At 37.2% G+C, this 20,080-nt stretch carries 14 protein-coding genes and 2 pseudogenes; 2 read left to right on the top strand and 14 right to left on the bottom strand.

Annotated features, from left to right (window positions below):
- Positions 1–205 precede the first annotated feature (205 nt).
- From ADM90_RS22730 to ADM90_RS22700, 7 genes and pseudogenes are all read right to left on the bottom strand, one after another.
- On the bottom strand, positions 206–1,447 hold the full coding sequence (locus tag ADM90_RS22730) for a vWA domain-containing protein (protein WP_053997131.1): 1,242 nt from the start codon (positions 1,445–1,447) through the stop codon (positions 206–208).
- A gap of 421 nt (positions 1,448–1,868) precedes the next feature.
- Positions 1,869–2,630: an ABC transporter ATP-binding protein gene (locus tag ADM90_RS22725; protein WP_053997130.1), complete on the bottom strand. Its 762-nt coding sequence runs from the start codon at positions 2,628–2,630 to the stop codon at positions 1,869–1,871.
- Positions 2,627–3,427 (bottom strand): ABC transporter ATP-binding protein, encoded by an 801-nt coding sequence (locus ADM90_RS22720; RefSeq protein WP_053997129.1) that lies wholly within the window; start codon positions 3,425–3,427, stop codon positions 2,627–2,629. The genes ADM90_RS22725 and ADM90_RS22720 overlap by 4 nt, the downstream gene beginning before the upstream one ends.
- Positions 3,424–4,272 carry a nickel transporter permease gene (gene nikC, locus ADM90_RS22715; protein ID WP_053997128.1) on the bottom strand — a complete coding sequence of 283 codons (849 nt, stop codon included), beginning with the start codon at positions 4,270–4,272 and terminating at the stop codon, positions 3,424–3,426. Before nikC ends, ADM90_RS22720 begins: the two co-directional genes overlap by 4 nt.
- Positions 4,269–5,216, bottom strand: a pseudogene (nikB, locus tag ADM90_RS22710) (nickel ABC transporter permease). The gene nikC and the pseudogene nikB overlap by 4 nt, the downstream one beginning before the upstream one ends.
- A pseudogene (gene nikA / locus ADM90_RS22705) lies at positions 5,217–6,814 on the bottom strand (nickel ABC transporter substrate-binding protein).
- 325 nt (positions 6,815–7,139) lie between these two features.
- The gene (locus ADM90_RS22700; RefSeq protein ID WP_152928072.1) at positions 7,140–8,150 is read right to left on the bottom strand and encodes a GNAT family N-acetyltransferase; all 1,011 of its coding nucleotides are present in this window, start codon (positions 8,148–8,150) and stop codon (positions 7,140–7,142) included.
- A gap of 102 nt (positions 8,151–8,252) precedes the next feature.
- Here ADM90_RS22700 and ADM90_RS22695 point away from each other — a divergent pair, with 102 nt between their 5' ends.
- Positions 8,253–8,693 carry a MarR family transcriptional regulator gene (locus ADM90_RS22695; protein ID WP_053997126.1) on the top strand — a complete coding sequence of 147 codons (441 nt, stop codon included), beginning with the start codon at positions 8,253–8,255 and terminating at the stop codon, positions 8,691–8,693.
- Between the two features lie 53 nt (positions 8,694–8,746).
- Here the strand turns inward: ADM90_RS22695 and ADM90_RS22690 are convergent, their stop codons facing one another.
- From ADM90_RS22690 to ADM90_RS22675, 4 genes are all read right to left on the bottom strand, one after another.
- On the bottom strand, positions 8,747–10,210 hold the full coding sequence (locus ADM90_RS22690; protein ID WP_053997125.1) for an alpha/beta hydrolase family protein: 1,464 nt from the start codon (positions 10,208–10,210) through the stop codon (positions 8,747–8,749).
- Positions 10,211–10,436: 226 nt separating this feature from the next.
- Positions 10,437–11,573, bottom strand: a complete 1,137-nt coding sequence (locus ADM90_RS22685) for an IS4 family transposase (protein WP_053995988.1) — start codon at positions 11,571–11,573, stop codon at positions 10,437–10,439.
- A 760-nt stretch (positions 11,574–12,333) separates the two neighbouring features.
- The gene (locus tag ADM90_RS22680; protein ID WP_143759470.1) at positions 12,334–13,086 is read right to left on the bottom strand and encodes a DUF3800 domain-containing protein; all 753 of its coding nucleotides are present in this window, start codon (positions 13,084–13,086) and stop codon (positions 12,334–12,336) included.
- A 12-nt stretch (positions 13,087–13,098) separates the two neighbouring features.
- The gene (locus ADM90_RS22675; protein WP_009499345.1) at positions 13,099–13,491 is read right to left on the bottom strand and encodes a hypothetical protein; all 393 of its coding nucleotides are present in this window, start codon (positions 13,489–13,491) and stop codon (positions 13,099–13,101) included.
- A 479-nt stretch (positions 13,492–13,970) separates the two neighbouring features.
- Here ADM90_RS22675 and ADM90_RS22670 point away from each other — a divergent pair, with 479 nt between their 5' ends.
- On the top strand, positions 13,971–14,468 hold the full coding sequence (locus ADM90_RS22670) for a hypothetical protein (RefSeq protein WP_053997124.1): 498 nt from the start codon (positions 13,971–13,973) through the stop codon (positions 14,466–14,468).
- A 269-nt stretch (positions 14,469–14,737) separates the two neighbouring features.
- On the opposite strand, the gene ADM90_RS22665 is transcribed toward ADM90_RS22670, so the two are convergent.
- The 3 genes from ADM90_RS22665 to brxL form a co-directional block, all read right to left on the bottom strand.
- On the bottom strand, positions 14,738–16,969 hold the full coding sequence (locus ADM90_RS22665; RefSeq protein WP_053997123.1) for a phage/plasmid primase, P4 family: 2,232 nt from the start codon (positions 16,967–16,969) through the stop codon (positions 14,738–14,740).
- Between the two features lie 139 nt (positions 16,970–17,108).
- Entirely contained in the window at positions 17,109–17,912 is an 804-nt protein-coding gene (locus ADM90_RS22660) for a Shedu anti-phage system protein SduA domain-containing protein (protein WP_143759468.1), read from the bottom strand.
- A 95-nt stretch (positions 17,913–18,007) separates the two neighbouring features.
- A complete protein-coding gene (brxL, locus tag ADM90_RS22655; protein ID WP_053997122.1) occupies positions 18,008–20,065 on the bottom strand; it encodes a protease Lon-related BREX system protein BrxL in 2,058 nt (685 codons plus the stop codon).
- Positions 20,066–20,080: the final 15 nt, after the last annotated feature.

The following is a 20,080-nucleotide window of genomic DNA, read 5'->3' as shown; positions in this document are numbered from 1 at the left end:
CTTAAGCTTCAATCGAAATAACACCTACAATCAAAGCTACCAATTACTGTGCCAAAATCAAAGGCATTATTGGACATAAAGAATGTTAAAAAGGTAACTACAATTACTAAATAAGGCCCTAATGCAGGCTGTATAACAGTTACGAAAGTTTGAGCATCCCTGTGCTTCAGAGAAAATATCCACTGCAATTACAATCCATTTGATCTTAATGCAAAATCCCCTTTGCTCTTGCCTTCCTCAGCCATTGTGGGAATTCATTAAGAAGTCGATCATATAATTCTTCATCTGTTATTTTATCTAAATCATCCAAAGCAAAAAAATCAGCATTATCAATAAATCGCCCTGGTAAATCATCTAATTTTTGTAGAACACCGTAATTCGCATTCCCTAGACCAACAAATTGCCAGAAAATATTATGTTGTGAAGCATCAATCAAAATTTTAGCAATCTCTTTATCTTTATAAATCCCACCATCACTGAAAAATATAATATATGCAGGTATGTCCTTGCGAGGCTCTTTTTTTACATAGTGACGGATAATATCCTTCATAACAGGTGGCTCATTATTCCCTGAGCCTAAACCACCAAACATTTTGGGCACAGGATAGGTTTGTTGAATATAATCCTCAAAATCTCTCTCCGTCACGCTTCTAGTCTTCATAAATTTAGAGCCAAAGAACCAAACATCTAATTCACCATTATCATCCATACAGGCAGCAACAGCTAACACTCGTTCAAAAGCACGTTGAACTGTACCATTTTGATACAACCTTGTCATTGAGCCCGATGCATCAAAAACAACAGCTATCCGTGATTTCTCAAAGGCAATTTTTTTCTTTTCCAAGGAGATTGAAACTTTCTTTTTCAATAAATCAATTTTTGTTAAATGAACTTCTTGAACAGGCTCGCTAGAAGAAATAGATGGAACTTCAGGCTCTTCAACCTCCACTCCATACGATTCAGCTAGTGGCTTTAGCCCACCATTAAATCCCCTACCAATCGCTCGAAATTTAAATGTTGCTTGATGTCGATATACTTCAGCAAGAACCAATGCCCTTTCTTCAGTAGCATCATCTATTTGATAGCAAACCTCTCCTTGACTACTTTTTACTGTAATACTCAGCCCTTGAACTGTAGCAAATGTTGCGTTTCCCTCTAATGTTGCTGTAAAAAAGCAATGCTGAATAGTTGGTGAAAGCTTCTCTAACTGTATCGTAAAAACTACTTTATTCGTTTCATTCGTTGTTAACCAAACACTTCGCTCTGGCTCTGTTTCTTGATTGTAAAATACCATATAAGCATCTGATGGCACCTTGCCATTAGCGCCTACTAAAAAAGAACTAACATCTAATATCGACGTAGAACTCCATCGTAACTCCACTGTAATCGTGCCACTCTCTGCAAGAATGGTATTTCCACCCTTTTGTAAAGAAACAATATTAGTCATCTCAAAACTCCTTTATATAGTTAATAAATATTGCTATTTTTCTCGCTATAATTGCTATAAACATCTAATACCTTATCCCTTTAAGACTGATGAATTATGCTGATATTTAAGAAAATTATAACATTTGATTCTAAAAAAAGTTCAATTGATATAAATTTTGAAAGACCCTAAAATTACAGTAAACAAAGATTTTAAATATCAAGAGCAGCCACCTATCTAAATTTGAGATAGATGACTGCTCTTTATGTATAACGCGTATTTGTGATAGTTTAAGCTTACTTTATATTCCTTCATAAGCTATAAGACTAAATATATAATTTCTTAGATAAAGAAATTGCTCCTATCTAACTTAGAAAGACGATTTTTCTTATTTTTAATACAATTTATTTAACATCTGCTTAGGAGTTAGTTCTCTATAAAGCTAATAAATTGAAATAAGCTCTTTTGTATAAGCATGACGTTCATTATCAAATAAATCACGACGATTAAATTCATCAATCAGATGACCTTCCTTCATTACTAGTATGCGCTGACACATTTGGTTAACAGCAGCAAGGTCATGAGATATAAAGAGATAAGAAAGATTTAATGTTTCACGAAGCTCCGTTAATAAAGTGAGCACTGCCCTTTGCGAAATAACATCCAGGCTAGCAGTTGGCTCATCCAAAACAATTAGCTCTGGTTCAATACTTATAGCACGAGCAATTGTTACCCTTTGCTGTTGTCCACCGCTTATTTCATGGGGATATCGGTCAGCTAGACTAGATGGCAATTCAACCGCTTCTAATAGTTGTTTGACGAAAGCAGCCTTAGAGGTAAAAGAAAAATAGCTAAGGTTTAGTTCCTTGGCATACTCCAAATAGGGGTCAACCAGTGAATCCTTTATTTTTAGCTTTGGGTTTAGGGCAGCTAAGGGATTTTGAAACACGATTTGCAGCTTTTTTCGATAAGAATATAACTGTCGTCCATTGAGACTTTCGATTGGCTCATTGTTAAAATAGATGGAACCACTGTTAATTGGTTCAATGCGCAATAAACATCGAGCTAGTGTACTTTTACCACAGCCACTTTCCCCAACAAGACCTAAACACTCACCTTTATTTAATGTAAATGAAAGATAATCTACCGCCACTTTTCCTGATTGATAGGATTTGGTCAGTTCTTTTACTGTAAGCAAACTCATTCTTTTCCTACCTCCTGCAAACCTGATAGCAGACCCTTACCTAAAATTGGTGTAGCATGAATTAGCTGCTTTGTATACGCATGCTTTGGATGGTCAAGTATACGATGCTTCCCACCAGACTCGACAATTACCCCATCCTTCATGATTGCTATACGGTCAGCATACCGTCTTACATGCCGCCAATCATGCGTGATAAATAGAATGGTACAACCTATTTCCTTTTGCTTTTTTGCAAGCAGCTCTAAAATGCGATGTCCTGATACACTATCCAATGCAGTTGTTATTTCATCTGCTATCAATAAATCAGGAGATAGTAAAAGTGCAATTGCAATTGAAGCACGTTGAAGTTGCCCTCCGCTTAATTGAAAGGGATAGCTACTATAAAAGGCTTCATCTAATCCAACTGAATGAAGTGCCTCAATTGACTTTATTTTTCTCTGTCTCGTATCCAGATTGCCATGTACCTTTTGATATTCCTCTAAGTGTTGTCCAATCGTTCTAAATGGTGTAAAGGTACCTTGATAGTCCTGAAAAATATAGGAAAGAGTTTGACCACGAATTGTACGCATTTGCTTTGGCGACAGTGAACACAAATCCTCCTCGTTTAAAAGGATCTTACCTTCTACTTGAAAATTTTTAGGAAGCAATTGTCCTATTGCCCGGGAAAGAATGCTTTTCCCACTTCCACTTTGCCCCACTAATGCAAACCATTCGCCTTTATCAATGGAGAATGGCACATTATCAATAATTTTCTTCTCCCCACTACGAATGGAAACTTGCTCCATTGATAAAATCATTGCTCCACCTCCTTCTTCACATCAAAATGATCACGTAAATAATCGCCCAGCATATTCGTTAGTAACACCACTACTACGATTGCCAATCCTGAATAAATCATTAATTCAGGTCTCGTTTGAAAGTACGGGCGTGATTCATTTAACATTGCTCCCCATTCAGGTGTTGGAGGCTGTACTCCTAAACCAATGTAGGAAAAAGCTGAAATAAGCAAAATAATTTTGCCAAAATCAAGACTTGCGAGCACTAAAACATGCCCTATGATATGGGGAAATAAATGCTTTCTTATGATTTTTATTGGAGAAAGGCCATTCGTACGTGCGACCAGTACATATTCCTTTTGAGACTCAGCTAAAACCGTGCTACGTACTAGACGTGCATAACTTACCCACTTAACCATAATAATAGCAAGCACTAAATTACCTATTCCTGGTCCAAGTAAACCACTCAACACAATTGCTATAATCGTATCTGGAAAAGCTAAAAAACCATCTGCAATACGCATAAATACACGATCCACTAGCCCACGTTTATAGCCAGAAATAAGTCCAAAAGGCACACCAATTATAAGCGCAGCAAGAAGGGCTAATAAGCTATAACCAATTGTCTGCTGAGCCCCTAGTAGTAACCTTGTCAAAACGTCCCTACCAAGTTGGTCTGTTCCTAATGGATGCTGGAGGCTCATCCCCTGAAGTCGTTCATCAAGGTTTGTTAAATTTGGATCATGTTGCAAATGGAAAAAAGTATATAAAACTACAAATAAAATAAAGATTAGACATATTAAAGCTGCTATACCTGACCAACTGAACTTTTTTAATTTTTGCAAATGTAAAGATAAACCACTCATCGATTCGCCTCCCTTTCTTTTAGCTTCATTTCAGGATTTAAGTATCTATAAGATAGGTCGACACATGCATTTACAATAAAAATAATAATCGCCATAATTAAAATATATCCTTGGATAAGGGGATAATCACGTTGACGTATAGCATCGACCACAAGCTTTCCTATCCCTGGATACGCAAACAACACTTCAATTACTACTACACCGCCAATCAGGCTTCCTAAGCTAACGCCAAAAACAGTAATAACAGGAGGAAGGCTGTGTCGAAATGCATGCATGAGAAAAATACGTTTTTCTGATAAACCACGCGCTCGTGCAGCACGGATAAATTCCTGACTGAATGAATCGAGAAGGCTAGAACGAAGCAAACGAACATATACGCTCGAAATAGCTAGACCCAGTGTCAATGATGGTAAAATTAAAGATATGAACCCATCTCTTCCCATAGTTGGAAGCTAATGCATACGAACACCAAATAGCTCAATAAGAATAAGACCTAGCCAAAAACTAGGGATGGCTGCACCAAGAACAGATAAGGTTCTCCCTAATTGGTCGATCCAGCTATTGCGGTAAAGTGCAGATAGCGATCCTAATGGAGCCGATATAACCACCATAACAATTAATGCACCAGCCGCTAATTCCATAGTGGCAGGCAAGCCCATTAAAATCATATCCATTACGGGTTGACCTGTAACATAGGATACTCCGAAATCAAGCGTAAAGAATTTTAGTAGCCATAGTCCATACTGTACAAGCAATGGCTTGTTGAATCCCATATCCTCTCTTAATGCCTCCAGCTGCTCCTGATTAACAGATAGTTCATCAACATTTAAAATCGTTAAAACAGGGTCACCAGGCGCAAGTCTAACAACTAAAAAACTAATAAATGTAATAAATAATAGAAAAATTAGAACCTCAAAGATTTTTCGAGCAAGAATTCTTAGCATCTATTTCACATCCAACAGATTGGTAATCATATAATATTCACTTCTCGTTGTTACCCAATTTTTCACTTTATTTTCTTTATAAGCAACAATTGTAGAAGGATGCAGAACAAATGAATTAATTACATGATCATGAACATAATTAGCTGCCTGCTCTGCTAGTACAGCTCGCTCCTCCTGACCAACAGTTTGATTGAGCTTATCGATAATGGCAGTCAACTCTGACTCATGAGCTCCACTAAAGTTAAGCGCACCAGTTGGATGATAGGTTGCATTTAAATAATAGCCTGCATCCCCTCTTGGAGCCGTTAGGTTGCTATAGGTCGCCAAATCCCAATCCCGATTTGATGCCATATATTCCTCGGGTATATCAATTTGACGAATTTCTACATCAACGCCTATTTGTTTAGCATCCGATTGAAATACTTGAGCGATTAATGGCAAATCTGCTCTCGCACTATACGTTAAAAGTGTAAATTTAAGCGGCTCTCCGTCTTTTTGCATCTTCCCATCTTTAAGGGAATAACCCGCTTCTTCTAAGTACTTAATTGCTATATCTGACCCAGTTTCACTTTTCTCATAGGATGGCGCAAACGGCAATGTTGGTAAAAAGGGGCTAACAGCAGGTTCACCATACCCTAAAAGAATATTATCTACAATTTTCTGACGGTTAATTAAGGCATCCACCGCACGACGGACATTTATATCCTGTAAACTTTTTTGTTGCATATTCATCGTCATTTGATGAACACGGAAGGTCGCAGTAGATTCTACTTTTATCCCCTCTAACGCTTCTAACGATTCCAGACTCTCTACTTCTGGGCGATACACAATATCCACTTGTCCAGACTTCAACGCAAGGGAGCGAGCATTTGCATCCTCATTAAAGGAGAATGTTACTGAATCGAGATTGGAAGCACCATCCCAATAATTATCGTAACGCTTAAGCTCCAATTTACTGCCCGGTGAAAATGACTCTAGTACAAAGGGACCTGTACCGACTGGTTTATTGACAATATCCTCTTCTGTTACATCGATAATTGAAACATTCGGATTCACTAGCTCAGAAATAAACTCTGGAAAAGGAACCTTTGTAGTAATATTTAAGGTATATCCATCTGCATCAATTTTGTCTATTTTAAGAGCGTTCTGAATTGCCACGCTCTCCTGCAATGCCCGTTCAAGAGAAGCCTTCACTGCCTCTGCATCCATTGCTTTACCATTCTGAAATGTAATATCCTCACGAAGATGAATCGTCCAATGTCGACCATCCTCCCCTCCCAGCTTTCAGCAAGCCATGGAGCGACAGTTAAATTTTCCTCATCTAAACGCACAAGTGTTTCTGTTATTCCAGCTCTTAATGGAACATAACTTGAATCAACATGAGGATCTAAAGAATTCGTGGAAAAATTATAGAGAAAGTTAAGATGCTTGTCCGTGGTATTCTCTTTAGCTGTTTCCTTAGAGGGTGTTGTACAAGCACTCAATAAGCAAAGGCATACTAGTAAGATACCTACTTTTAATATTGAATTGCCTATAAACGTTGGGGTATCTTTTATATTTGCCAGGCTGTACCTCTTATTTCCATTAACAAATTTCATAGTTAACTACCTCTTTTCTAATCCGCATTTAAAATAGTAATCATTACGTTTTGATTTATATCGTAATCATTACTATTTAACAACGGTTTTTTTAGCAAAAATATAACTTTTTAAACTACTTATACGGAGGATTTTACAATTAGAAGGGAGGAATGAAGGATAGGAACATGTCCTACAAGGTTAAGCTTCATCTAATAAATATGAAAAAGCCATCTACTCAAAAAATTTTCGAGTAGATGACCATTCATCATATCTATCAAAAGACATACTTATAATAAATTTCTACATAATACCCATAAAGGCTCAAAATACCTAATTGAATTTGCTATAACAGCTTTATACTAGGATTGTTAAAGTTTGCCCATGCTATATTACTATCAATATATCTAACCATTCGATAAGCAACTGGCTTAAACCCACACTTAGGCCAAAACGTTGAAGAGGCAAGGTTGGTCATTCTCCAATCTGTTATCATACTATTGTATCCTTTCTCTTTCATAATTCTATAGCCTTCATTCATTAGCTTTTTCCCTACACCTCTTCCCATTTGAGAATGGTACGTGCCTGCAATGCTTAACTCTACTCCGTTGTCAGGTGTCATCAAATCAGAGGTGATCGGACAATAATATTGAAAGCCTAATTCTTCCGTATCCTTTATCGCAATAAGACATATTTCGTCATTTTCCGCTACTATACTTTTATAGGCAGCTTTTATATTCGATACTACTTCAGGTAACGCAGGCTCAAACGTAGGTGCCACATTATGATACGATTGAATGATACTAGACATTTTCCCCATCATGTCACTATCCATTTTATTAGCAACCCTAATCTCTACATCCGACACATTTTCAAAGGATTTATAATCTTTTATGTTCATTACGGCATGGACTTGCTGGATAAAAAAGCTTAATCGTTGGTAAGCATCATAGTATGTCTGATTGCCAAGAGGGATGATTGTATAGTGCATAAAACAACCCTGCTCAAGCCATGCCTCTGAAACCCTTGCATATAGATTTCGTATCAGTTCAGAGGATTGATCCATTCGGATTGCTACACCCTCATAGGGCACCCATGCATATCTGCCTCTAAGAGTATCGATCTTTATCTCTCCAATGATATAGCCTACTAGCTCATTATTCGTAAATGCTCCCATCCCAATCATTTTGTTATTTATAAATAATTCCTCAAGTATGTGTATTGTATATTTGACATTGAGACAACTGTTTTTTAAAAATGGAAATACTTCACCTTCAACATTTTGCCGATGAATTAGTAAATCAGCCATTGCGGGTATGTCATTAATACTAATTGCTTTGAACTCATATACTTTCAACATTATTCCTCCTCACTTATCCTTATTCATTGACAATTCTATAATAGTTAAGGAGAATTAACTTAACTATAATCTTTTAAATAAATTAAGGATGATAAATCTGTGCATGATTATTTAGTACTTATAGACAAAATCAATCAACAATTTGAGCAGTTTAAATTGTTAGTTTTACAAGAAACAAAAGAGGCGGAGGAATTAGCAAGCTTTCATCTAACTCCTCAACAAGAAATGATAATGTATTATATCATTCGTCATGAACCAGTAATTGCAAAAGATATTGTAAATCATTTTGATATTTCAAAAAGTGCAGTGAGTCAAGTCATTTCAAAACTTGAAGAAATGAACATGATCTATCGCCAGGAAAATTTAGTAAACCGTAGAGAGGCCCTTATTTATCTTGGAGAAAGGGGCCAAGAGTTCCATCAACTTCTAAAAAAAATTGATGCTATTCTTGTAGAAAAATACTACTCGAAGGCAAGCTTAACAGAGTTAAAAAATGTTTTGGATACATTAAATAAGATTGTTGGGACTAAAAAAATTTAAAGCTGTTTGATTCCATATTTAGCATTCAACAAATTTTTCTACACTGACTATTATCAATCCTTTTTCATATTCGCTTTAAAATAGTAGAACTCATCTTCCCTTTTCTCCTCCCTAAGTAATGAGTCAGCTTCTTTACCTTTCACATAATGGTCAAAGAAAGCCAAAGCATACTTATTCATAACTTCATGGAATTGATTTACATCTATATTCCATGATAATAGAGGCGAGAGAAAGGGAAAATCTGTAAAAGTATAATGATCGCCTGCTATAAAAGTAAGCATAAAGGTATCTCCCTTTATCCCCTCTTTATAGTGAAAGTCAGCAAGCTCTGTAATTTTACTATGATACCTTTGAAATTCCGCTGGAGTAATATTTGTATACTGAATTTCTTCATCTGGTATATAAAGATAATCTTCATCTAAAATAAACATAAAAGGCTGTTCAAACCCTGAGCTGGCTACCGGTTCATGTAAGGGGCCATCTATATTGATTCCTCCAGAAATTCTGCTATCGTCTAACAGTGCTTGAGCAGCCGTTGAACCTCCATATGAATGACCAAGTATACCGATTTTGCCCATATCCATCTTTCCATTAAATAAACCTTGAGGATCCCTATGATTAATTATTGTTAATTGATCTAACACATAGCTTATATCTTTTGAGCGCCTTTTAACATCTTTCTCATCATCAATATTAAAAGAATAGGAATAGGCATCTGTCTGATTCATGATTTCCCGTCCATCCGGAAACCTTGTATAAGCTGCATCATTTGTATGGTCAACGCTGACAACAATATATCCGTGACTTGCCAATTCCTCCATTTGGGAGAAGCTTTGCATTCTGGTACTACCATATCCATGAGAAAATAAAAGAACTGGAAATTTGTCTTCTCGATTAGAGACAGCTATATCCTTTATGCTATTAGTTTGCCCATACTTTAAATACTCAAATAAAGAGCGTGGAACAGAAAAAATAAATTCCATCGTTCCTGACCATTCTACATAAGGAAAAGGTTCATACTGCATATCCTTCAATGTGTCCCTTATCTCTGCTGGATACCATATTTGAATCATTAATTCCCGAGCTTTTTGTTCCGAGTCATATCTGGATTCATCTATCAAATGTCTTGAATTCATACCTACTTCGAAAGGGCCCGTAGGCTTTGGAAGTTGAAATACAGGCATCATCGTAACTAAGCCCACACTGCCAAATGAATAAATAAGCATACACAAAATATGTACAAATCTTTTAACTTTCCTGTTATTTTTCACGCCTTCAAGGAGGACTTTTTCTGCATTCTTTTGCATATAGGACTTTATTGTAAATACCGTTAAAAGTATAAACAATATATAGGTCAATCCCATCTGCCACCGATCACCCTCAAACCCTAAATGAATAATTAAAAGGAGAAATGCCATCAGATTAAGGGTTCCTTTCACTTTTACATTAATTCTAAATAGAAAAGAAAAAAGCCATACAATATGAACGACAATCAATATACCTTCAAATAATCTCAATAATCTCAACTCCTACGCCATTAGTTAAGTTAACTTTACTTAACCATATATTATAAGAATATAAATGTCAATTTTTTCAGAAACTTTTTACTGCCATCATAATAATGATTTCTTTAGATATATCATTGTTTCTAAACACCGCCTTTATCATAAAATGTTGCGTATCAGAATAATGAAACAATCTTTAACGCTTGTAAAATCTATGTTCTCAAAACAGGCGTGTTGATTAACCATAATTATACAGGTTTCCAGTTGCCAACCTCTGCTGCCAGTCGAGTGTCTCTCTGATTTCCAAACGCCATTCTACCGGTAAGGCACCGCAAAGAAGCAGGCGTAAAAAGCCAGCGAACGATAGGGTTTTGCAGTAGCTCCCCTTGTTACCTTGTGTATGCAAATATTTGAGCAGAACGTAGGCGATCAGCGCCGCAAACAGCTGGTTGAACACGGCGTTTTCTGTCGTGCCGAAGAGAGCCGGCACATTCAAATTCTGCTTCACCCAGCGGAAGAATGACTCAATCGCCCAGCGTGATTTGTACATTTCAGCTACTTCTTCCGCGGTTACACCCATCAGGCTGGTGATCACGCTGATCGTTTTTCCTTTATAATCGGTAAACTGCACGATACGATGCCGGTTTTTCGTTTGTTTCTGCGGCGTGCCCAGTGTGCAAGTGAAGTCAGCGGTCACGTTGGATCCTTCTGGACGGCTGCCCTGAAGTGATTTCTTTCGGTTGAAATGGATATTGTCCTTTAAACGAAAGACAAAATCCTGGTCACTTTTGAGATACCGGTCTACTTTATCAATCGAAAAGTACGCCCGGTCGCCAACCAAAATAAATCGTTCGTCTTCCAGCTCTTTTCCGATCGGACCATCATGTTTTAATCCCGTCGTCTCCACCACATGAAGCGGCATGCCGGTTTCATTCGAAAAGCCAACATGCAGCTTGATGCCTGCCCGCTCTCCATGATAGAGCGCCCAAGGCAACCGGGTTTTTCCGACGGTGATGGTCGTCGAATCAATCGACAGAAGGGCTTTCGGGAGTTTGATCTTGCGGCGGGCCGCGCGGTTCAGTTTGCCGATCACCACTTCCAGCACACGCTTCATGATCGCGTAATCCTGTCCTTTGAGATGCTTGGAAAGAGACGAGTGATCGACGGGTGTCAGTCCGATATGTTCACCGACATCCGCTGCGTGGCGCAAGCTTTTCCATTCATTCGCAGCTGAATGGATCAGATAGGAAAGAATCACGGAGACCGTGCATTTACGGGCTTTTTCTTCGTACTGAAACTCCTCCAGAATCTCTTGGAGTTCTTCTTTGGAAAGAAATTTTTGAATCAATGTCTCGAGCGTGGTATTCTTATTCATGAGAGATGACCTCGTTTCGTAAATGTTGGTTTGGACACTTACATTTTACGAGAGGCATCTCTTTTTTTCATGTATTAAGCTGGTAGTAGTTGGTTAATCAACACGCGTGATCCAAAACAAATTATCCAGACACTCTAAATTTTGGGATATTTTAAACCGCTTTATTGACTATGAAATTAGCGATCGAATCTTAATAAGTAAGTCATGGTCTGATATTGGCAATTTATTGAAATAACTGATTGAAATAGCATCATCAATTCTTAAGTTGATGATGCTATTAATCAAAAAACCTCACTTACTTATGGTACGGTTCACCGTAGTGATTTAAGAGGCAAAAAACACTTGGAATGAACGGTATTTGGTGAAACAATGACCAAATACCGTTCATTTTGATTGATTATAGCTTTACAATTGTACATAAGATTACAGTATATTTTTATAATCATAAACGAAAATATTGACTTCTTTTCTATTTCAGCTATAATTAAGTTACAGATAAGCAGGCCACTACGGATCGTGTGACTTGTTTATACAACAGTTTCAGGTCGGTACGGATCGTTCGGCCTAATATCAAACTCATTACGGATCGTATGGGTTTGACAAAAGGGCCTATCACAGTGATATGGCCTTTTTCCATCTTAAAATACAAAAAAACGTGTATTTTTTCCCTTAAGAGGGCATATTTATAAGTATCCTCACTACGGATCGTGTGGGGATAACCCCCAGGCCACTACGGATCGTGTGACCTGGGGGTTTCTTTTTAACATTGTTTTATCTTTAGAACCCTTTGCAATTTATTATATAAATACCTTACACTTTGGGCATAATCATCACTTCTATTGGTTCCAAGACGGTGAAAAGCTTGAAAGACCCATACACCGATATCTGCAACTTGTAGTAACGGATAATCCTTATGTTTACCGCAAACAAGCTCTCCAAAAAACTTGTTCAAATTAGAACTACTCAGACAATCTTTAAGAACTTCTTTTTCGCCTGCATCACCATCATCTATTACAGTTAAAATTTGAGCGTGTTCAGATGTGTCGCTTTCTATAAAGCTTAAAAATTGTTCATGTAAATGGCGATATTCCCCCATATTATTATTTCTTAAACTAATAGTAGACTGATAGACGGCCTTGTCCAATACACCAATGTAAAACGTGATATCATGTTTAATGATGATATCAATTATATCTTCTAATACTTTGAAGCGTTCTGTTTCATCCAATTTACTCCATAAAGCGGTCCTATTTATTATATTCTTCGCATGAAAATGGAAATCAGTAAGAAAATTTACATTGGTTCCTACCTCCGCTAAGAAGTTTTCAGCTCTTAGGCCTGATTGAAACCTACTTGCTATTATACCAAGGTACTTTGTTTGAATTAATATTAGGTCGTCGCTTAACTTCTTCCATGTCGAAGGTTCAATATATGGACCCCCATAAATTAGTAATGGTTGATTCGTATCCCGTAAACCCGTATTCCCTGCTTCATCTAAATATAAAATTCCCATGGGCATACCTCCTTATTCGTGCATTTCAGCATCTTCATTAATGTCAGCAGGTGAATTCAGATCTACAACTAAGAATTCTCCTTCTTTTCTACTTAAAAACCGCTTCGCTTTATCCAACTTAATCTCTGGGCAGTATCTCAGAATAAACCTTACAAAGTCTTTATTATTAATACGGATAAATCCGTTTTTTTCTTTGCCTATAAATTCAATAGTGTCTTCTGTAGATTCCTCCTCTGTAACCCCTATTACGACAATATATTTTTTCTCACGATCAAAACCTATTTTTATAGAATGTGGAGATCCTAATGTTGCTATTGAAGCCTTATTAAACACAATACCATATTCCGCTATTGAAACTATAGGCGTACCTAAGTTCGGCGAATACCATTCTATATTAAATTCCATCTATATCGGCTCCTTTGTAATTCCATTTACAATTTTACGCCTTTAAACATATTTACATTTCCTCTATGTTTCGATTATATCACGTGTACATATTACAATACAAAATAATCATAATGTTTTTTGTTCCAATGATACTTTATCAAAATCGCTGATTAACATAATTCCAAGAGTATTTCAAGCCGACTACCACTGTTAATAGAGAAATTGACTAATGATATGATTTATGATAAGTATCCAATTAAAATGAAAGGCGGATTGCATAGGAACCAATCATCTTTATGATAATAATTGATTTCTATTTTTTGAAATGTATAGGGAAGAAAGAGGTTACCCTTAAGCATCAAACATCAAATTTAAAGGATAGAAAAATAAAATAAAGTTTCTCTCCTGACGAAATTAACGTTGAATAATACAAACATGGAATTACTTGTCTATGTAGATCTATAATATAACATCGAAACTGACAAGGAGGTGTACACATGAAGAAAGACAGCTTCACTACAATGAGTAGCAAGGAACGGGTTGCAATTGTAAATGATCTTCTAAGTAAGGATGGCTTTGATTTACAAAAGGTGGCAGAAACACTTGAAATGAATTACTCTACCTTTACAAAACTAATGCAGGAAGATGATTATGTATTTATTAAACGAGATAACCAGTATTACAAATTTATTCGGGATGAAAACCAAATTATAAGTGTTACTACCCACAAGGATCCCGAATTGGACTATATTAAGCAAAACTTCTTAGCCCTAAAATCATTAATTGAGCAATCTAAAAATAACAACGACTTCATTTTGGACAAGCGAATCTTCCAATCTCCTAAATTTGCAACGAAAAACTTCCGTATGTCGGACGAGTTGTATAAACAATTTGTCAAAACTTGCGAAGAGCATTTTCCCCAATACAAGCTACAAGATATAATCGCCCAGTTACTTTTCAACTTCAATGAAAAATACTCCAAAAACAATGGTTGAAATATTTAAAGGCAGTTCCAAAAGTTCAATGCTTATGGAAACTGCCTTTTCATTATTCACAATGTCGGTAAGAGTATCTTATTGGGTGGGTCATTTACTTCCAAAAAGAATTCTTTTGCAACCACTTATCACAACCACAGGAGGAGGGGGCATTTCAAAGGCTTTTACGTAACCTTTAGAAATTTGTTTACAACCTTCTTCCATTCAAATTTTTTTATAAGTTGTAAAAACCCTTTCTTTTACCCGCTCCCCTCCCTTGTGGTTGTACTTTAGATGTTACGACGAATCTTTATTCCCTTGAAAATGATCCGTTTGCTATTGGATTCTTCGGTTCTTAGTAGTTGTTTTGGATAATCATTTTGAAGCGATTTGTTGAATTTTGTTTGTGAGATGGGTTGTAATCCATTCTCAAGGCACATTTGCTTGTAATATTGATAAAGTTGGCGACTATATTCAAATTGCTCTGGGATAAGTTCGCAATGCTCTTCTACAAACCAAATGACGTTATTTGACTGTTTGCGATAGTCGGCGAGCAATGCCTTATTCGATTCGCTTTTCGTAAATTGAAATTTGTTTTTAATAAGACGATGAAGTCCTTCCAAAGCCCATTGAATGATTCCATCCAGCTCGTCTTGGAATTTTTGCAATAGAAAAGGATCTATTTCTGTTTCAGGCACTTGTCTTAAAAATGGGAGAATAATCAAACGGCGGTAAAAGCCGTCTGTTCGGTCAACATAATTGGAAGGTAATTCATTACAGGAGAAGACGAGCCTTGCTTTGTTTGAAAAAGAAAAGGGAGTGCCGAACTTTTCTTCTGCAACAATGGAATCTCCACTTACAAGTGTCTTGAAAACGCCTGTATCTTGAATGGATTTATTGGGGAGGTCAGCGTAGATATTTGCAAGTTTTCCAAGTAGAAGGCTTGCTTTAAATCGTTGGGATAGGTCTTGTAAAGCTACGTTGCTAATCTGACTTTTCCCTAATATTTGCTCAATCACCTTTAGGAATGTTGATTTTCCACTACGTCCTGGTCCATACAAAATGAATGCCTTTTCGGCGGCCACGCTCGGAATTAACAAATAACCTACTAACTCTTGGGCAATTAAAGCGTCTGAGGAATCGAGGGATTCTTGGATAAACTTTTTGAATTGAGGGCAAGTTGCAGATGGGTCGTATTGTGCGTTCACTTGAACAGCGGTATAAAAAAGAGGAGAGTGGGGAAGAAGAGTCTTATTATTCAAATCGTACATACCATTTTTGAAGTTGATCATATCCGTCAAGTTGGGATTATCCATTAAATCCCCTTCATAAGCGATGCGTGTTTTCCATTGCTCCAAAGTGTCCTGGATATGATGGCTCTTACTATGCTCATCTAACAAATTTTCTTGTATAAGGCTTTTCACCTTGAGCAACGGCATTTCCTTGTATACGCCATGTTCGTATTTAAAAAACCGTTCACTCGAATAAATGAAATTTGCGGTTTCAGCTAAGTGCTTTGCTAAAACTCCAGGTTTAAACCTCATTGATGTTTGTGTTTGCTCATACCACGCTGGTAAATCCTTTTTTGCATCTTTATTGTCTACTTGCTTAGGCTTAAGAGGGGTTCGTATCTCATTTGTCGTAAAAACTACAGATGTCCCTTCTATTGCCTTATTAATCACAACTTCTCCGTAAGTGGAACCATCTGCATAGTGAATCTGATCCCACTTCTTCCGAAACAACCCAGATTTACGGAACATCCGATCCATCTCATTAGCATCTTTCGCTGTGTAAAAAGCTAATGCATTACATAGGGCTAAGTCAGCCTCACTTTGCGAGGAATGATAGTTTTCCCAGTGTCCATCATACAAACTTCTTAATCGTTCACCCCCTTTACTTGAAAACATAATATCCAGTAATCCTTCTTCAGTAAGTCCTTTATTAAAACTTTCCTTTTGCTTCATTGTCACGTTGTCGTCATCCTCCTTTTTGGTCATATATTTCTGAAAAATCTCATGCACTTCTCTTGTGCAGTCTTGAATTGCTTCTATTGGAAACAAATGATTGGCTGTTACAGTGAAATAGCGTTTATGATCATACATTTCAATACCATGATCGGCATTTTTGGAAGGACCATTCGGCTTCCTTCCAATTGCAATAACGTGAATTCCCCTCCCACTTGGAGAATATTCGATATATGCCTTGTTCGCAAAGCTTTGCACAACTTCATTTGCCAAAGAGGAAAGCTTACCTTTTTCATTAATGCAATCATCCAAATCAATTCCAATAAAAGGATCATGGTCTGAAAATACAAAACCAATTCCTGAAATTCTGTTGTTACCTTGCTCTATTTCGTAAACTGCCTCATTGAAAGTAAGCCAGTTTTCCTTGTTATTCACATCAATCGCCTTGCCATTTGAAGGATTTACAGGTACTTTTGTAATCCTCTCACCTTTTTGAATCGCTTGATAGCAGACCCATTGATTCATTTCTTTTAATTGTTTTGGAATATTTTCAAACATATTAATTCCTCCTTTCGGTTGATACAACTTATTTATATCAGGTTGTCAACACGTCGGGAATGCTTTATTGGTTCGAGCTGGTCGGACCATACCTTAAAGGCTCACTGTTACAAAAGTGAGCCTCAGATAGCTAAGTATATTAATATGTAGATTCACCAATTAACGCCATTGCCGAATCATAGAGATTATCATAGTGCAGTAATAAGATACCTTCCGTTAACTTTTGTCGTTTTAATTGATAAGTTTTTTCGTTGAAGTCATTTCGTCTTCCAGCAATTACAGCATAGTGAATACGGGTACTGTCATATTTCATAAACTCAACTGGTAACAACTTCTTGGGATCTTTATACTTATTAAACGTTTCATAAAGTGTTGCATAATTTGCTTCTAACCAGTATTTCCAGTCGATTACTTGCCTCTCTCCTTTTCTAATTGCATCACCTAAATGACCATCAGCCAATGTAATATTTTTATTCGGATGTTCCAACTCTACAAAAATAAATTCATAACCCCCAGAATTCCTTCCAACAATTAGGTAATCAACTTGATATGTATTTCCTAATTGGAATTCTGGAAAAATAAATGCATCATGATGACCGAAATTATAAGGGCCCTTCATGATAGATGCGATTATAAAGTAAGCTCTGTTTTCACGAATCCAATTGAGAATAGATCTTTCATTTGAGTTAGGATTGTCTATCATTTGATGAAATTTTTCAGTTAACTTCGTAAGCTGTTCTATCTTTTGTAGATCGACTATATCCAAATGATTATTGGGAAACAAACTTTCATAGTGTCTTACTGCGGCTGGATATTCTCTATACTTACTTCTCCTAACGACAAAATTCCCCGACCTATGAACAACCTCTTTATCCTTTAAGATTTCCCATTCCTTCAATTCCTCTTTTGTTAGAACTGTAAAATCTCTTGAATATATTTTCACATCACATACCCCATCCAAATTTTCTTTCGATAATAAGAAAAAGAATCGGCATTACCGACTCTTTCCATTAATTATGGTTACGTTCAAAATCTTTTTCAACTAACCCCCAAAGCCTTAAACACAGCATCAATCGGATCCGCATAAAAAACTGGCTGTACTTTAACTAATAAATCTGGCGGAACTGTTTGCAAATCCATAACCGATGATGCTGGTATCAACACTTTCTTCGCTCCTGCGTCAACACATACCTGCAAGACGTTCGCAAATTCTTCTACTTTTGCAATGGTTCCTCCTACGGTCATGTTGCCAATAACGACGGTACTTTCTTGTACAGGCTTGTCCAAAGCTCCTGAGCAAAGTCCAATCAGTTCTGCTATCGCAAGTTCTTGTGTTAAACCAATCCCTTGTAGATCACTAACATGCATTAAATAATCTTTCGTCTTTGTGCTAATAGTATTGCTTATAGCTTTACTGTTAGCAGTAAAGAAACGAAAAGCTGTATCGAGACTTTCTTTTGCTCCTCGGTGTGATCCAACCCCTGATTTATCGAATTTACCTGTTCCGCCTACGACTTGGTTTTCAAGCTTGTAAACGCCAATCATGCCCGAATCACTTTGACCGACAACATACACATGACCTGGCTTACCCATACCCTCAGGAATCAGTTTACCGCCCCCCTGCTCAGGGACAGAGACGTATTCTTCTTCCATCGTTTCCTTATCAAGATACGAGAACATGACATCGTAGAACTCCATGCCCCCAATTTTCTTAAGCTGTTCCTTTACACGACGGCGACCTTCAAGGGCATATTGTAAAATTTCTTCAATATCTTCTTTCGTGTATTCACCATGAGGATAAATAAGTTTCACCATACCCGACACCGTTTTTCGCACTGCTACGGTATCCCGTTGATTCAAATTGTTCCCAAGCTTGTAATATCGGTCAATTGAATCTGCAAATGAACGTTTTCGCATTTCCCTAAAGAATTCAGCGATGTAATCCACTATGAAGCCGTACTTATCGGTAAAAAAGTCTGGCCGCATTTTCGGAATTTCCCACCCAGGCATGTAATAATGCATCCGATCAAAGAATGCAGTATCATTTGCCATTTCTTCAGGGAATGGGGCGAAAAGATGGGAAGTTTTCAGCAGTACATCTACACTTTGGTTAATATTCCCGACAAATACCATAGATGCCGAGGCGTTCTTCTCTTCCTTCCCTCTGGCAAAAGAGCCAGATGCCATATAGTCCTTCATAATTTGAATGCCGTCTTTATCTTTAAAGCGAATACCAGCTACTTCGTCAAATGCTACACAATCCCACATTCCAACAAGCCCGATTTTACGAGTGGACATATTGTAAAAGAGGTTCGCTACTGTAGATTGACCGCCTGACACAAGGATGGAATTTGGCGAAATTTCTTTGTATACATGAGATTTCCCCGTTCCTCTTGGACCTAATTCACACATATTGTAGTTATTTTCAACAAGTGGAACGAGACGTAGAAGTAGATGCCACTTTACTCTTTCTTCTAATTGTGTAGGCTCCATCCCTGTAGAACGGATAAGAACGTCAATCCATTCATCTTTTGTAAACTGTTTTCTACCTTCAAAAATCTCATTGATGTCCATGTTCGGCATTTGAATCGGCTGTAGGCTACTAACACTGAAAGGATTCATGACTCTTACTTCTTCATCATAGAAGTAATCAATCTTCACCATGCACCAAATTCCGCCCACTAAAAGCTTGTCATATTCCTTTACAAAGTTTGAAGCAATTGGCACTCCCTTTAATCCAAGGTTTGAGAATTCTGCCTCATACGTGTCTATTTTCGGATTCAGTGCAACCGTTACTTTGTCAATAATCGAATACTGCCCAAGCTCCCGAATGCGTGATTTTATCTTTTCCGCTTCATCTGGGCGAACGAAATTATCGGATAAAATCTTTTTAACCCGTTCCACACCTTCCCGAATACTTTCTTCGTCATCTGTTGCACAGTACATTCCTAATAAGTATTCAAGTACATAGACGGGAACATTAGCCCCTTCTTTTATTAACTTCGTCAAATCTTTACGAACAACACGACCAGCAAAAGCTTCATTTAATTTTTTATCAAGATCAAGTGTCATTGTTTCTTCTGCTCTTTCATCCATTCTCTCCCCTCCTCA

The organism is Lysinibacillus macroides (genome assembly GCF_001281525.1).
Taxonomy (GTDB): Bacteria; Bacillota; Bacilli; order Bacillales_A; family Planococcaceae; genus Lysinibacillus; species Lysinibacillus macroides.
The sequence above is the reverse complement of the archived record's forward strand: the minus strand, read 5'-3'. Positions and strand labels throughout refer to the sequence as shown.

Coding starts and splice junctions, on each gene's coding strand:
- ADM90_RS22720 (WP_053997129.1), bottom strand. CDS start 3,427: ATGATTTTATCAATGGAGCAAGTTTCCATTCGTAGTGGGGAGAAGAAA.
- ADM90_RS22725 (WP_053997130.1), bottom strand. CDS start 2,630: ATGAGTTTGCTTACAGTAAAAGAACTGACCAAATCCTATCAATCAGGA.
- ADM90_RS22730 (WP_053997131.1), bottom strand. CDS start 1,447: ATGACTAATATTGTTTCTTTACAAAAGGGTGGAAATACCATTCTTGCA.
- ADM90_RS22670 (WP_053997124.1), top strand. CDS start 13,971: ATGAAGAAAGACAGCTTCACTACAATGAGTAGCAAGGAACGGGTTGCA.
- ADM90_RS22680 (WP_143759470.1), bottom strand. CDS start 13,086: ATGGGAATTTTATATTTAGATGAAGCAGGGAATACGGGTTTACGGGAT.
- ADM90_RS22685 (WP_053995988.1), bottom strand. CDS start 11,573: ATGAATAAGAATACCACGCTCGAGACATTGATTCAAAAATTTCTTTCC.
- nikC (WP_053997128.1), bottom strand. CDS start 4,272: ATGAGTGGTTTATCTTTACATTTGCAAAAATTAAAAAAGTTCAGTTGG.
- brxL (WP_053997122.1), bottom strand. CDS start 20,065: ATGGATGAAAGAGCAGAAGAAACAATGACACTTGATCTTGATAAAAAA.
- ADM90_RS22665 (WP_053997123.1), bottom strand. CDS start 16,969: ATGTTTGAAAATATTCCAAAACAATTAAAAGAAATGAATCAATGGGTC.
- ADM90_RS22675 (WP_009499345.1), bottom strand. CDS start 13,491: ATGGAATTTAATATAGAATGGTATTCGCCGAACTTAGGTACGCCTATA.